Source organism: Phyllobacterium sp. K27 (genome assembly GCF_054796155.1).
Window position 1 is genome coordinate 2,993,277 of record NZ_CM139240.1, and the last position, 14,001, is coordinate 3,007,277.

The 14,001-nt window shown below is 54.5% G+C and carries 10 protein-coding genes, 1 tRNA gene and 3 pseudogenes; 3 read left to right on the forward strand and 11 right to left on the reverse strand.

Features of this window, described 5'->3' with window-relative positions:
- Window positions 1-217 precede the first annotated feature (217 nt).
- A complete protein-coding gene (locus ACYJL1_RS14845) occupies window positions 218-1,015 on the forward strand; it encodes a glycosyltransferase family 32 protein (RefSeq protein ID WP_460898054.1) in 798 nt (265 codons plus the stop codon).
- Between the two features lie 50 nt (window positions 1,016-1,065).
- On the opposite strand, the pseudogene ACYJL1_RS14850 reads toward ACYJL1_RS14845, so the two are convergent.
- Together ACYJL1_RS14850 and ACYJL1_RS14855 are read right to left on the reverse strand one after the other, a co-directional pair.
- A pseudogene (locus tag ACYJL1_RS14850) lies at window positions 1,066-1,301 on the reverse strand (helix-turn-helix domain-containing protein); the annotation flags it as partial.
- A gap of 32 nt (window positions 1,302-1,333) precedes the next feature.
- Window positions 1,334-1,408, reverse strand: a tRNA-Gln gene (locus tag ACYJL1_RS14855).
- 166 nt (window positions 1,409-1,574) lie between these two features.
- Here ACYJL1_RS14855 and ACYJL1_RS14860 point away from each other — a divergent pair.
- Complete coding sequence (locus tag ACYJL1_RS14860) at window positions 1,575-2,579, forward strand: MraY family glycosyltransferase (protein WP_460896105.1); 1,005 nt, start codon at window positions 1,575-1,577, stop codon at window positions 2,577-2,579.
- Window positions 2,580-2,582: 3 nt separating this feature from the next.
- Here the strand turns inward: ACYJL1_RS14860 and ACYJL1_RS14865 are convergent, their stop codons facing one another.
- Window positions 2,583-4,418 (reverse strand): polysaccharide biosynthesis protein, encoded by a 1,836-nt coding sequence (locus tag ACYJL1_RS14865; RefSeq protein ID WP_460896106.1) that lies wholly within the window; start codon window positions 4,416-4,418, stop codon window positions 2,583-2,585.
- A 176-nt stretch (window positions 4,419-4,594) separates the two neighbouring features.
- Here ACYJL1_RS14865 and ACYJL1_RS14870 point away from each other — a divergent pair, with 176 nt between their 5' ends.
- On the forward strand, window positions 4,595-5,779 hold the full coding sequence (locus tag ACYJL1_RS14870; protein WP_460896107.1) for a DUF2793 domain-containing protein: 1,185 nt from the start codon (window positions 4,595-4,597) through the stop codon (window positions 5,777-5,779).
- Window positions 5,780-6,105: 326 nt separating this feature from the next.
- Here the strand turns inward: ACYJL1_RS14870 and uraH are convergent, their stop codons facing one another.
- The 8 genes and pseudogenes from uraH to puuE all read right to left on the reverse strand — a co-directional run.
- On the reverse strand, window positions 6,106-6,462 hold the full coding sequence (gene uraH, locus ACYJL1_RS14875; RefSeq protein ID WP_460896108.1) for a hydroxyisourate hydrolase: 357 nt from the start codon (window positions 6,460-6,462) through the stop codon (window positions 6,106-6,108).
- A gap of 10 nt (window positions 6,463-6,472) precedes the next feature.
- The gene (uraD, locus tag ACYJL1_RS14880; protein WP_460896109.1) at window positions 6,473-6,976 is read right to left on the reverse strand and encodes a 2-oxo-4-hydroxy-4-carboxy-5-ureidoimidazoline decarboxylase; all 504 of its coding nucleotides are present in this window, start codon (window positions 6,974-6,976) and stop codon (window positions 6,473-6,475) included.
- 11 nt (window positions 6,977-6,987) lie between these two features.
- Window positions 6,988-9,312, reverse strand: coding sequence for a xanthine dehydrogenase molybdopterin binding subunit (xdhB, locus tag ACYJL1_RS14885; protein ID WP_460896110.1), 2,325 nt, complete (start codon window positions 9,310-9,312; stop codon window positions 6,988-6,990).
- The gene (gene xdhA / locus ACYJL1_RS14890) at window positions 9,309-10,673 is read right to left on the reverse strand and encodes a xanthine dehydrogenase small subunit (protein ID WP_460896111.1); all 1,365 of its coding nucleotides are present in this window, start codon (window positions 10,671-10,673) and stop codon (window positions 9,309-9,311) included. The genes xdhB and xdhA overlap by 4 nt, the downstream gene beginning before the upstream one ends.
- A gap of 258 nt (window positions 10,674-10,931) precedes the next feature.
- On the reverse strand, window positions 10,932-11,885 hold the full coding sequence (locus tag ACYJL1_RS14895) for an IS110 family RNA-guided transposase (RefSeq protein WP_460896112.1): 954 nt from the start codon (window positions 11,883-11,885) through the stop codon (window positions 10,932-10,934).
- A gap of 208 nt (window positions 11,886-12,093) precedes the next feature.
- Window positions 12,094-12,391: pseudogene (locus ACYJL1_RS14900) on the reverse strand (GIY-YIG nuclease family protein).
- 219 nt (window positions 12,392-12,610) lie between these two features.
- A complete protein-coding gene (locus tag ACYJL1_RS14905) occupies window positions 12,611-13,114 on the reverse strand; it encodes an ureidoglycolate lyase (RefSeq protein ID WP_460896113.1) in 504 nt (167 codons plus the stop codon).
- A pseudogene (puuE, locus tag ACYJL1_RS14910) lies at window positions 13,098-14,000 on the reverse strand (allantoinase PuuE); the annotation flags it as partial. The pseudogene puuE and the gene ACYJL1_RS14905, both read right to left, overlap by 17 nt.
- Window position 14,001: the final 1 nt, after the last annotated feature.

A 14,001-nucleotide genomic window follows, 5' to 3' on the forward strand; every position in this document is an offset into this window, starting at 1 on the left:
GGCAACACAAATCGACGCCAATTTGTTGCCCTGATCTGCCGATTATCAGAACTTCTTTCCATTCATCCAATAGCGTGGCGTCGGCATGTTTTAAAACGGCGCGTCACTGGAGAATAATTCCTTTGGAAATCGCCCGGTGATTGCAAAGGTCAACATGTTGCAATTGACGATTGAAGCGTCCCGCCGTAGAGCAGACCGACAATGGGATGCTGTTCGTATGGATATTTGCACATTCTGGTATGGGCCGCGATTGCGGGAGGTCGATCGTGTCTGTCTCGCGTCGATGGCCATGACTGGTCAACGGGTTAAACTCTATGCTTTCGAAGAGATCGAGAACCTGCCGAAATCCATCGAGTTGCACGATGCTTCCGAGATACTGAGCAAGGACTATTTTTTCCGGCTTGATCCCGACTTTCCCAATATTCCAAAACATACGCGTGTCATAGGCCAGTTCAGCGATCTGTTTCGCGTTACCCTGATGAAAAAACAGCAGGGCTTATGGCTCGACACCGATATCTATCTGACCAAGCAGTTTCACCCCTCGCCTGATCGCCCCTATCTGGCACGGGAAAATTTTTCCCGCCTTGGCGTATCTGCCATGTACCTGCCGCCGGATAATCCCGTTATCAAGGAATTCGATGCCTATCTGGAAAGCACGCAGATTGTCCCGCCGTGGCTGGGTTTCCGCCGCCGTATCCTGCGCCCGGCATGGTTTCGTCTCACCGGCAAAAAGGTGTCGCCGGCAATGGTGGGCATTACCGTCTTCGCCAATGACGGCATTTCCCGGCTGGCCAAACGCTATGGATTTTTCAGGGACGGCGCACCAAAGGAAAATTTCTATTATTGGACAGGGCGGGATGCGTTACGCATTTACGATCCAGCCTTTGATCTGGAGCCTTTGAAGCATCCGGATTTCATTGGTTTCCACATCCACAAGAAGGGTCCGTCAAACGAACCGCCGCGCGAAGGCAGTTTTTATCATTGGGCGGTTGAGCGCGTGCAGCATCTTTTGTGAGCAGAAGCAATTCTAGGCTCCAATTGCGTAAATTGCTTCGGGCAACTTACTCAGCTTAAAACTTGCAAACCATGCTTTTGGACTACCGCCAGCAATTTCAATGCCATGCCGCTCGGTCGCTTCGCGCCGCTTTCCCACTTTTGAACGGTTGATTCGCTGGTGTTGAGATAACTGGCAATACCGGCTGGCTCACATGATTGTCTTCGCGCAATGCCTTGATTGCCTCAGGTTCCAGATCTGGTACGACAAGACCGTTTTGATCAAATTTACGCATGGTGGCTTTGTCGCCAGATAAAAAGTCAATATCAGCCATGATGTTGGCTGGGGCGGGAGGGTTCGAACCTCCGAATGACGGTATCAAAAACCGTTGCCTTACCACTTGGCGACGCCCCAACACGTCTGCATCGGACCTTAAATCCTTATGCGACAGCGCGGCTTATAACCGTTGGTTTCAGCTTGTGCAACGTCAATGATCGGCCAGTTTGTCTCATCCCACAATTGTTTCCGCATTATTTTCATGACAAGGGTGCTGTGTTGCACATCTGACCGGGGATCAGCATTGACCATCATCATCATTCCATTTGTATCTGTCGCGATTGCCAGTGCAATTCTGCTTTGTGTTGCCATGCAGATATTGCCCTCAAACTTTTTGGGCGCAGTGATTACCGATCGGTCGAATCACACTCAACCAGCGCGCCAGCTCGGTGGCCTTGCTCTTGTTCCCGCCATCCTGGTTTCGCTTTGGATTTTCGGTGCTGATGCGGGTCTGCCTTTGCATTTCCTTGTGCCAGTCAGTCTGGCAGCCATGGTTTTGTGGATCATCGGCTTTCTTGATGACCGCCATCATCTGCCCGAATCCATCCGTCTTGCTGCGCAATTGATTGCATCAGCGATTGCTGTTTATGGGCTGGGAGACGACTTCCGGTTGCTACCAGATTTACTGCCGCCTCTGGTCGAGCGGGCTCTGCTGGTGGCAGCTTTGGTCTATTTCATCAATCTTACCAATTTTATGGATGGTATAGATTTGATGGTCGTCGCAGGGCTCGGCCTCCCCCTTGCCTTGATTGCAGGCTTTTCTTTGTTCGGCCTTGTAAGCTTTGGGACTGGAAATCTCGCCATGTCTATAGCAGGAGGACTGGCTGGATTCTTCTTTTATAATCGCCCCAAAGCAAAGATATTCCTGGGCGATTCGGGCAGCCTTCCCATTGGCCTGCTCAGCGGCCTCGCCTTCTTCATGGTGGCACGGGAAATGACCATATGGGCCGGGTTGATATTGCCGCTCTTCTTCATTGCCGACGCTACGTCAACCCTGTTGATGCGATTGGCCGCCGGCGAAAATATCCTCAACGCTCACTCCAAACACGCCTATCAGCTGGCTAAACGTTCGGGCTGGTCTGTCTGGTCGATCATCGCAAGCGTGGCGGCACTTAACATCATAATGGGGATCTGTGCACTGTTTACGATGCAATCCGGTTGGAGTCGCGCGGTAGGCATCATCATAGCACTCGCCGCAGTCACCCTGCTGCTCAGGTGGCTCAGGTCCGGCAAGCTGCACTTGGGATGATCATCAGGAAGCTGCGATCGTATACAGCAGCTTCCTGACACCCTCGGCATCCTGCTTCTCTATCAGGCTGCGCAACTCCTCAATCGAACATGGCAAATGGTCCAGCGCGTTGACCCGGCGCTGTGCCTGCAGGATTTTCGAGTGACGTGTCGCAGAAACGCCCTTCGGATCATAGAACAGTTCCTCGTGCAGCTTCTCGCCGTCGCGAATGCCTACGGTGACAATCTCGATATCCCCCTCCGGATTATCATTGTCCTTGATAGATAGCCCCGCGAGAAGCACCATATTTTCCGCCAGATCGCGAATGCGAACGGCTTCACCCATTTCAAGCATCAATATATCACCACCACCGGAAAGAGCCCCGGCCTGTATGATAAGTTCCGCGGCTTCACGCACCGACATGAAATAACGGGTCATATCATTATGTGTCAGCGTGATAGGCCCGCCACTTGCAATCTGCTCACGAAACAAAGGCACAACCGATCCACTCGACCCGATAACATTACCAAAACGGACTGATGCAAACACCTGACCAGTGTTCAGAGCCGTGGCCTGATTGCCATAATAGCGCACAATCAGTTCCGCCCAACGCTTGGTAGCCCCCATCACATTGGATGGCCGCACCGCTTTGTCGGAGGATATGAGCACGAAGTTGCGGACACCGGCCTCGCGCGAGCATCTGGCCAGAACCTCTGTGCCGATGACATTGTTGCGTGCTCCCTCGACAGCATTTTCTTCCACAAGCGGAACATGCTTATAGGCAGCGCAATGATAGACATTTTCCACCTTATGCTCAGCCAGAACCCTGCGGATCAGGATTGCATCGCTGATTGACCCGAGGATTGGCACAACCAGACAATCGCTGATTGCTTTCAACTCGCGCTGCAGTTGATATAAACTGTGTTCATTGACATCGAATAGGACCAGTTTGGCAGGCGCAAGCTTCACAATTGTGCGGCATAGTTCCGAACCGATAGACCCACCGGCACCAGTGACAAGTACAACGCGTCCTTCGACAGTCTTGTCGAGCAGTTCAGGGTCTGCGGGGACTGGCGAGCGGCCGAGCAGATCATCAATATCGATGTCGCGCAAATTGCTGACAATGTATTTGCCGGCAGTTAGATCTGAAATAGCCGGAAGGATGCGCACCTTCACATCGAGCGCTTTGAGACGACCAACAAGCCTGCGCCGCTCAATACCGCTGAGCGCAGAGGTCGTAACGATCATTTCCTTGATGCCAAAATTCTCGACAAGATACTCGATTTTTGCGGGTGAATAGACACGAATTCCGAGGATATCCATACCCTGCAAGCTCTTGTCATCATCAATGAAACCAGCGACGAAAACGTCCTTCTGCGAGCGTAATGCATTGGCCAGTTGCCGCCCTGCATCGCCAGCGCCAAAGATGACGCATTGGCGCTCCAGTAGCTTGCCGCCCAAAGGACTCCATAGAAGCCATTTTGCCGCAAAACGGCTGCCGCAAATGATTGCAATACCCAAGACCCAATAAAGGAAGGGAATCGCACGCGGAACGCCAGAAGCGCCTGTCATCTGTGTGAAAAATGCCAGACAGACCCAGATGATGACGGAGATGGTTACCGCCTGAATCATCGTCCAGATTGCCTTGTCCGGCAAGTAGCGGATAACAGCGCGGTACAGGCCGAAACGGATGAATATGGGCAATGCGATGAGAGGAGCCGAGATCATGAGCATGATCTGCTCGCCATTCGGCATAAAAACGACACTGAACCTCAGCAAATAGCTGAGCCAAACCGCAAATGTCAGTGCAACCATGTCGAAAATGACAAGCAGGGCCTGCTTGTAACGACGCGGCATCATTGAGATGCTTTGCCGGAATGTTTCCAAATCTTTATTCCTCGGTATTCTCAATTAGCCAGAGCAGTAGCATAGGGCGTTATAATTGCAATCTTTGTGTTGGCTGCCGGCAACTTATCCAACACCTCCCATTCAGCCTTAGAGTTCTGCACTTTGGTGCATAACAAAAGGAACATCGAATGGAACGGACTACCAATCTCAAACTCCCCTATATCGCGCCGTCACAAGCGCAGAAGCATGTGACCCACAACGAAGCGATAAGAGCGCTCGACGCGCTTGTGCAGCTGTCAGCCATCGACAGGAATTCCACAGTTCCGCCTGAGAAAAATATGGAGGGCGATCGCTACATCATCAACGCTCCGGCAAAGGGCCTATGGCAAGGCCGTGAGGGACAGATTGCCGCCTGGCAAGACGGCGCCTGGGCGTTTTTTACTGCCCTGGAGGGCTGGAGCGTCTGGATTGAAGAGGAGAAAACTTTCGTCGTTTTCCATCAGCAAAAATGGACCAAAAACGAAACCAATACCAATCCGGTGTCCCGCCTCGGGGTTGAGACGACAGCAGATGACACAAACCGGCTTTCCATCAAAAGCCCTGCGTCGCTGTTCAATCATGCGGGTGCAGGCCATCAACTGAAGATCAACAAGGCTGATGACAGTCAGGCCGCGTCCCTGCTGTTCCAGTCGAATTATCAGGGCCGCGCTGAGATGGGAACGATGTGGGGTCGCGATTTTCGCATCAAGACCAGCGCTGACGGCTCCAAATGGTTTGATGTCATGGTTGCTGACAGCCTCACCGGCCTTGCGCGCTTTCCTGCAGGGATCGCTCACGCAGTGACCGGCAAGAAGCAATCGGGCCTGATCCTCCTACCCGCATGGGCCGGTACACCGACCATCTTCGAAGCTCCAAAGATTCCATCCACTGCAAAAATCATATCTGTGTCAGCCAATCTTTTGAATCTGAACAAAGGTGCTGCAGCGGCAATCTTTGCAGCCAGCATGCGAAACGCTGCGATGATTCGCATCTGGAATGTGACCCGATCCCCCGCGCAATCGGCCTGGGTCAAATGGGATACAACTGCCGATCAATTGCAGGTTTCCAACCCGCAACACATCAAACAATGGCTTAAGAATGATGTCATTCAGATCATTGATCCGGTCCGGAAAAACATTGCCATCGACATTTCCCCCTTCATGCAGAAGGTCAACGGAACAGTGTTCATGCAGGATGGCGTTTTACTGGGTGCTGGCTCGACGGGAGATATGACTGTCCTATGCAATGAACTGTCGCCGGTTTCATCAAGCAATCTGGTTTATTTTAATGGTGATGAGAAACGCCGTTTCACTGTAACGGGGGTCTATGGATAGGCTGGCATAGTTCTCGTGCGTGGTTCGCCCTTCGATTGCAGGGCGCCTGTTGTAGGTGGTTGAGCCTTACATGGCAGCAATACCGCTGTGCGTGGTTCGACGGGGCTCACCATGAGGATGGTGGGTGGGCTGCAGCTTAGTTCGCTAGCATTGCAAGAGTTGGCGCCCTGCAATCAGCCCTCCTTCCTCATGGTGAGCCCCGTCGAACCACGCACTACTGCTTGCAAGACTCGACTTCCCCGATAGGCCGGGTATTGTCCGTGAGCACCGGAAGCGGATAAAATTGCATCAGATAGCCATCAGGGTGGATTGGGAAAGGGGCGCTCTCAACTCCCCCGATAGGTCGAGTACGACCACGGCGTCACCAGCAACGGGACATGATAATTGCCCTGCACGTCTGAAATTGCAAAGCGGATTGGAATATCATCAAGAAAAGCGGGCTCTGACAATTCTACACCCTTTCCTTTGAAATACTCCCCTACATAAAATGTCAGCTCATACTGCCCGGCCACCATGTCCGAAGCAGACAATAAAGGCGCGTCTGTCCTGCCATCAGCATTGGTCATGGCCGTGGCAAGCAGATGTCGCCCGCCAGCAACGTCAATGCGATGCAATGTCAGGCGCACCCCCTCTGCGGGGCGTCCCTCAGCTGTATTGAGCACATGTGTCGATAGTTTCCCCATCAGGCTTTCCTCATGAAATCAGGTCATCGAGCCGAAAGCGCGCAATCTGCCCGATCTGATGCAACGCTTCCAGCACTTCCTTGCCTGAATTGTTTTCCAGCCGCTTGCGGAACGCCACCATGATGGAATGCTTGTCATGATCACGCACCGCAAGAATAAAGGGAAAGCCGAACCTGCTCTGATAGGCATTGTTCAAGGTGTGAAATTCGTCGAATTCTTCATCAGTCAGCCTGTCGAGGCCAGCGCCCTTTTGCTCGGATGTCGAGCTTGTCGTCAGCTTGCCCTGGCGTGCCGCTTTTCCGGCAAGGTCCGGGTGGGCGCGGATCAGTCCGAGCTGCGCTATTTGCCCGGCCTTGTCGACAACGGTCACCATGGCGCCATGCAATTGCTCTACACTCGCAAAAGGCCGCATATGGGCAACCCCTTCCGGCACCCAGGGCGAATGTTCGAATATACCGCCAAGCGCCGCGATAAACTCTTCCGTGTTTGCTTTGTTCAGTTCATCAAGCGTCATTATGATCCAATTCATTTCCTATTGGCAGCGCCGCTGCTCATATGCTTCACCGCCCTCAACACAGCTTCGGGTGTTGCGGGACTATCCAATTGCGGCACTGATCCTGCTATGGAAGCAATCGCATCGCGGATGGCCAGCCAAATGGAAATGCCAAGCATCAAAGGCGGCTCGCCAATGGCTTTGGAGCGGAACACCGTTTCCTCGCGGTTGGGCATATTGTCGAGAATCCGAACATTGAAAACCGGCGGCACATCGCGCGAGCCGGGTATTTTGTAGGTCGATGGCCCAACAGTTCTCAAGCGCCCCGTCTTGTCCCACCAAAGTTCCTCGCATGTCACCCAGCCCATACCCTGCACGAAGGCGCCTTCGATCTGCCCAAGATCAATTGCCGGGTTGAGCGGCGAGCCGACATCCTGCAAAATATCGGCGCGCAGACAGCGCGTTTCGCCGGTCAGCGTGTCAATGGCTACTTCTGCCACCGCCGCGCCATAGCTGAAATAAAAGAACGGCCTGCCCTTCATGCTCTTGCCGTCCCAGTGGATTTTCGGTGTCGCATAGTGCCCTGCTTCCGATAGCTGCACGCGTTTTGCCCAGGCCATTTTTGCCAGTTCACCGAAGGAAACAGAGCGGTTATCCGCGTGGACCCGGCCTTCGCGGTAGATGATCACCTCTTCCTCAACATCAAAATGTTCGGCAGCAACAGTCGTCAGACGCGCCTTGATCGCGGTCGCCGCCTTGAACGCCGCCATGCCATTAAGATCAGAGCCGGTAGACGCCGCGGTCGCGCTTGTGTTGGGCACCTTGCCAGTCGCGGTGGAGGAAATGCGCACCATGTCGAGATCGACCTGAAACACTTCCGCCACGACTTGCGCCACTTTGACGAAGAGGCCCTGCCCCATTTCCGTCCCGCCATGGTTGAGGAAAATAGAGCCGTCCAGATAGACATGCACCAGTGCACCAGCCTGATTGAGCGATGTCAGATTGAATGAAATCCCGAACTTGACCGGCATCATTGCAAGCCCGCGCCGAATAATTGGATTGGCGGCATTGTGGGTATCAATTTCAGCCCGGCGTTGCTGCCAGTCTGCAGAAGCAAGCACTGCTTCCGTCACCTCGACAAGACGATTATCCTCCACCTTCTGGCCGTAAGGTGTCGTATCGCCCGTCTCCTCGCCGTAATAATTGATCGCCCGCACCGCATTGGGATCGAGCTTCAATTCGCGCGCAATCGTATCGATTACCGCTTCGATGGTGATAATTCCCTGCGGCCCGCCAAAGCCACGAAACGCCGTGTTCGACACTGTGTTCGTCTTGCAGGCATGCCCGACAAAGCGCGCATTGGGAATGTGATAGGAATTGTCCGTATGGGTCAGCGCCCGCGTAATCACTGGCCCCGTCAAATCCGGCAAATTTCCCGCCCTCGCCAGATACTCCGCATCGAGCCCAAGAATACGCCCGCGCCCGTCCACTCCAACCTTCCAGTTGACAACAAAATCATGGCGCTTGCCGGTTCCGGCCATATCGTCACGGCGCTTCAGTCGCATCTTGCATGGCTTGCCCGTCTTGGCGGCGATCAGCGCCGCAGCACCGGCAATGATTGTCGGTTGGCTTTCCTTGCCGCCAAAGCCGCCGCCCATGCGCCGCACTTGGCATTCAACCGCATTGGCGTGAATGCCAAGGATACCGGCCACGTGATGCTGCACCTCCGTCGGATGTTGCGTTGAGGAATGCACCAGCATTTCGCCGTTTTCGCCCGGAATGGCATAGGCAATATGGGTTTCCAGATAGAAATGATCCTGACCACCCATTTTGAGCTTGCCGGAAAAGACATGCGGCGCGCCTGCCAGCGCAGCATCGACATCGCCGTCCACGACCTCCTGCACCGGCACCACATAGCTCTTGCGGCGATGCGCTTCCTCGACGTCAAGCACCGCTTCCAACGGTTCAATATCCAGCTTGACCTTTTTGGCGGCGCGATAGGCCGTCTCAAAGTCGTTTGCCGCGACGACCGCAATCACGCGGCCTTCGTGATCGACAATCTCTTCGGCAAACAGGGTTTCGCCGGTGAGGATCGGCCCAACCTCATTGTGTCCCGGCACATCTTTCGCCGACCAGACACCCGCAACACCGGGCATTGCCAGCGCCTCGCTCGCATCAAAGCCATTGAGCCTGCCATGCGCTACCGGTGACAGCACAAAGGCCGCATGCAGCATTCCCGGCAGTTCAGGCATATCGTCGATGTAATTGGCCTCGCCTGCCACGTGGCGCGCCGCGCTGTCATGGGCAATACCCTTGCCGACGATGCTGCGCTGGACGATTTTGGGGTCAATGTTCATAGCGCCATGACCTCCACGGTTTCACCCGCCACATCGCACCGGAAGCGCTCCACAAGATTTGCTGCGACCTGCAATCGATACTCCGCACTGCCCCGCCAGTCGCTCAATGGCTGGAAACGAGCGGCAATTGCAGCAGCGCAGGCATCTGCCGCTTTCTTACCGAAATCAGTTCCAACCAGCGCTTGCTCTGCCTCCATCGCCCGAATTGGCGTTGCCGCCATGCCGCCATAGGCAATACGGGCACTGCGGACCTGCCCCTCTTCGCGCATGATCGAAAAGGCACCGCAGACTGTCGAAATATCCTGATCATAGCGCTTGGATATTTTATAAACGCGAAATGCTTGGCCCTCTCTTGGCTTGGGTATGGAGATCGAAGCAATTACCTCATTAGGCCGTAGCTCTGTCTTGCGATAATCGAGGAAGAAGTCCTCCAGCGACAGGAATCGATGTCCACTCAGCGATGCAAGTTCAATCTCCGCGCCAAGCGCGATCAAGGCAGGCGGTCCATCGCCGATCGGGCTGGCCGTGCCGATATTCCCGCCGATTGTTCCCAGGGAGCGTATCTGCGTTGAACCAAACCGCCGAATAAGTGTGGCCAGAGAGGGATAATGATCGCTTATCCGCGCCAGCACCTCTTCCCAGGTCACCGCCGCGCCAAAACTCAAATGGTCGTCGGTTTCCCGAATCTGCCGCAGTTCGCGTACACGGGCCAAGGATATGACCTCGTTCCAGTCCGTATGATAATCCGCAAGCGCGACGCCGAGATCAGTGCCACCGCCAAGCAGAATTGCTTCTGGCTTCTCGCTGCGCAGCGTCAAAAGTTCACTCAGGGAAGCTGGCTGATGAAAGATCGCCCCACCTTCTGACAGTATTGATTGCGGTTCGATCTCCGCAAAGGTGGCGACATGCGGTCCGGCAATCGTGGCTCCTCCGGCAGCAACCACCTTGCGCGCTGCCTCAACAATTGGTCGATAACCGGTACAGCGGCAAAGATTGCCCGCCAGCGCATCGTGAATAGCCTCATCGTCCGCCTGTGGATTGGCCGCCGCAAGTCCCGCCAATGACATAACAATGCCCGGAGTACAAAAACCGCATTGCGATGAACCATTCTCCGCCATGGCCGCCTGTATCGGGTGCAATTCGCCGGCTTTGAGTCCCTCGACAGTCACCAATGCGCGTCCATCAATCTGGCCCATGGCAAGGATGCAGCTATTGGCTGCGTGATATTTTACCTGATCGCCGTCAACGTGACCGATCAGCACTGAACAGGCTCCGCAATCGCCCTCGGCACAGCCCTCCTTTGTGCCAGTCAAGCGCGGTATAGTGCGCAGCCAATCAAGCACCGTTGTATCGGGCCGCACATTGGCTTCATGAATTTGACCATTTAGAAAAAAACGAACGCAATTTGACATAATATCAACTTCATCCGCCAAGGTGGCCGCGTCAAGAGGGATCAAGCAGAACCGGTTGGATGATTGAGCTGCAATAACAGAGTGCGTGGTTCGACGGGGCTCACCATGAGGGAGGGGATTAGTTTGCAAAGCACATCTGCAACGTCTCAATACTAGGCTCCTGCCAATCTCAACCTTCCTCATGGTGAGCAACTGTGTTTATCGTTGTCATGTTTTGGCCTTGTTGGTCCATGGCGTGTCGGTTTTGATGATTGCGTTCAGGGTGACGATGAGCTTTCGCATGATGGCGACCATTGCCACCTTGAATGGTTTTCCCGCGGCCCTGAGCTTTTGATAGAAGCATGCCAGCGGCTGGCTTTTGGCCCGGATGATGGAAAGCGAAGCCATGTAGAGGGTTTTCCTGATGTGCGAACGCCCGCCCTGACACCTGCCGCTTTTGCGCGTGAGGCCGGATTGGCGCGGATGGGGTGCTACACCTGCCAGACTTGCCGCCTCCCGGCTGGAAAGTGCTCCCAGTTCAGGCATGGAGCCGATCAGTTCGGCGGCAAGAACCGGGCCTGCTCCGGGGACGGAGCGGATGCGGCAGGCCTTGTGCCCGACCTGTTCATCTGCCTTGATGGCGCTGGCAATGGAAGCCTCCAGCTGTTTCTTGATCCTGGCCTGTGTTTCGACAAGCATGGCAATGGCCGCCTTTGCGTCCGGGCTGGCCATACGGCTCATGAAGCTCTTCAACTCACTTTGCATGACGATAAGCCGGCGGCGCAGTGCAGTTAACTCCTTGATTGTGCTTTGCTGTCTGGTGCGTGCCACCGGCATGCGGTGGGCAACGGCAAGTGCCAGCGCCTCGCCAATGGCCCGGGCGTCAAGCCGGTCTGTCTTGGCACGCTTGCCTTTGAGGCGGGCAAAAGCGCGAATGTCGGATGGATGCAGGCACCAGACAGGCAGGCCTGCCTCACTCAAACAGATCAGAAGACAGTCCTCATAACCGCCCGTCGCTTCGCAGCCAAAGGCAATGCCCTCAGCCGAACCGATCCGGTGCAGCAATTGGTCAATCCCTTCAGGGCTATTGACCACCCGCAGCTCCAACCCATCGGGCAAACAATGAATGTCGAGGTGATCCTTGCTCACATCGATGCCGACAAAACGATCAAAATGTGTCATGATGAAATTCCCTGGCTTGTCATACGGGGTCGATGCCCCTTGCAACTGTTCGGGTGTCATCGAAGGACAGGGCCTTGCTCACCATCGGACTTCACAGTCCTCCCGTCGAAACGGCATCCTGTCCAGCGGTCCACGTGGTATGTAAGACACGTGGACCGCTTCACTATAACACCATCACAACAGACAAGCTTGTCGAACCACGCACAACTCAGGCGCTATGAGTTTTCTGGCGGTTTTTGGACAACTCAGGCAAACCTTTAATTCAGTGCAATAAGAGCCTGTTTCTTCACCCGTGACCAGCCTTTGATTTGCCGTTCACGTGCTATTGCATCAAGAATGCGATCATAGGTTTCAGTGAAAACAAGTTCTACTGGTCGCCGGTGCTTGGTATATCCATCGCAAATTCCGGCATTATGTTCCCAAACCCGGGCTTCAACTTCCTGCTTCGTTAGTCCGGTATAATATGAACCGTCAGAACACCGTAGAATATAAACTGTTGCCTCCATCCAAACTCCCATGGTTGCGACTGGAAGTTTAGACAGATGATCACTGGTCGAGCAATTATACCAAAGTTGCACCTGCGCTTTGCGTGGTTCGACAAGCTCACCATGAGGAAGGTTGAAATTGGGCAGGGAGCCTAGTTTTGAGACGCCGCAGATATGATTTGCAATCCAATCACCTTCCTCATGGTGAGCTTGTCGAACCACGAACCACACGATGGGCAGCTACGAAACCTTTTCAATCCTGAAAACACTATCTCGCCAAAAATACTCTTCGAGATTATTTCCCTCGCCGCCCCGGTCCACCACCATGAAATCCGAAGTCTGCTGCAGCGATATGAGCGGATGATGCCAGACATTACGGTGGTAGTTCACGCCCTGGCTGCCTTGTGCCAAAAAAGCGACCGGCTTTCCCGGGCATCCAGCCTCATCTTCGGCAACCACCACAAGAAACGGCAGGTTCTGCAATGGATAAAAGGCCTGACTGCCTAGTGGGTGCCGCTCCAGCATAAGAATATCGATTGGGGGCGCGAAAGCCTGTCCGCGAAAAATATTGATCAGCACGCGGGCCTGTTCGCCGGTCACATCAACCTTTGCAAGGTCGTGATAGCGTTCTGTCGTGCCGCCATTGATCAGGCGCAGTTCAGCTTCCGCCGTTTCAATCACATCGCCAAATGGTGCAAATGCCGCCTTGGTTAGTGGCAGCACCTCAAGGGTGATGATGTTCATGCCAGTGCCTCGCAATATCAATGCGGCGCGCCACCCAGACATCGCTATGCTGCTGCACATAGTCGAGGAAACGCTCCAGCGCCGCAGCCCTTCCGGGGCGTCCGACCAAACGGCAATGCAAGCCCACAGACATCATCTTGGCTGCGCCTTCCTGCCCTTCCTTGTAAAGAACATCGAATGTGTCCTTGAGATAGGAATAGAACTGGTCGCCGGAATTGAAACCTTGCGGCGTGGCAAAACGCATATCATTGGCATCAAGCGTATAGGGCACGATGAGATGGGGACCTTTCGGACCCTCAACCCAATAGGGCAGCTCGTCCGCATAGCTATCGGCGGAATAGACAAAACCGCCCTCTTCCATGACGATTTTCAGCGTATTGTCCGATGGCTTGCCCTGATAAATGCCCAGCGGCCGCGACCCGGTAATTTCCGTATGTAGACGCACGGCTTCAAGAATGTGCTCGCGCTCGCGTTCTTCCGGAAAATCCTTATATTCCAGCCAGCGTAGGCCATGGCTGGCGATCTCCCAGTCTGCTTCCTTCATTGCCGCAACGGCATCTGGATTGCGCACCATGGCAAGAGTCACACCATAGACCGTGACAGGCATATTGCGGCGCGTGAACAACCGCCAGAGGCGCCAGAAACCAGCGCGCGATCCATATTCGTAGATGGATTCCATGTTGAGATTGCGCTGGCCCGGCCATGATTGCGCGCCAACGATCTCAGACAGAAGATTTTCGGATGCGGGGTCTTGATCGAGGATACAGCTTTCGCCGCCTTCCTCATAATTGACCACGAATTGCACGGCCAGCTTGGCCCCGCCCGGCCATTTCGGGTCGGGCGTGTTACGGCCATAGCCGGTCAGATTGCGCGGATAATCAGCCAAG

Excerpts from the sequence above, each read along its gene's own strand:
- ACYJL1_RS14845 (WP_460898054.1), top strand. The coding sequence starts at position 218 with ATGGATATTTGCACATTCTGGTATGGGCCGCGATTGCGGGAGGTCGAT.
- ACYJL1_RS14865 (WP_460896106.1), bottom strand. The coding sequence starts at position 4,418 with ATGATGCCGCGTCGTTACAAGCAGGCCCTGCTTGTCATTTTCGACATG.
- ACYJL1_RS14870 (WP_460896107.1), top strand. The coding sequence starts at position 4,595 with ATGGAACGGACTACCAATCTCAAACTCCCCTATATCGCGCCGTCACAA.
- uraH (WP_460896108.1), bottom strand. The coding sequence starts at position 6,462 with ATGGGGAAACTATCGACACATGTGCTCAATACAGCTGAGGGACGCCCC.
- uraD (WP_460896109.1), bottom strand. The coding sequence starts at position 6,976 with ATGACGCTTGATGAACTGAACAAAGCAAACACGGAAGAGTTTATCGCG.
- xdhB (WP_460896110.1), bottom strand. The coding sequence starts at position 9,312 with ATGAACATTGACCCCAAAATCGTCCAGCGCAGCATCGTCGGCAAGGGT.
- ACYJL1_RS14895 (WP_460896112.1), bottom strand. The coding sequence starts at position 11,885 with ATGACACATTTTGATCGTTTTGTCGGCATCGATGTGAGCAAGGATCAC.
- ACYJL1_RS14905 (WP_460896113.1), bottom strand. The coding sequence starts at position 13,114 with ATGAACATCATCACCCTTGAGGTGCTGCCACTAACCAAGGCGGCATTT.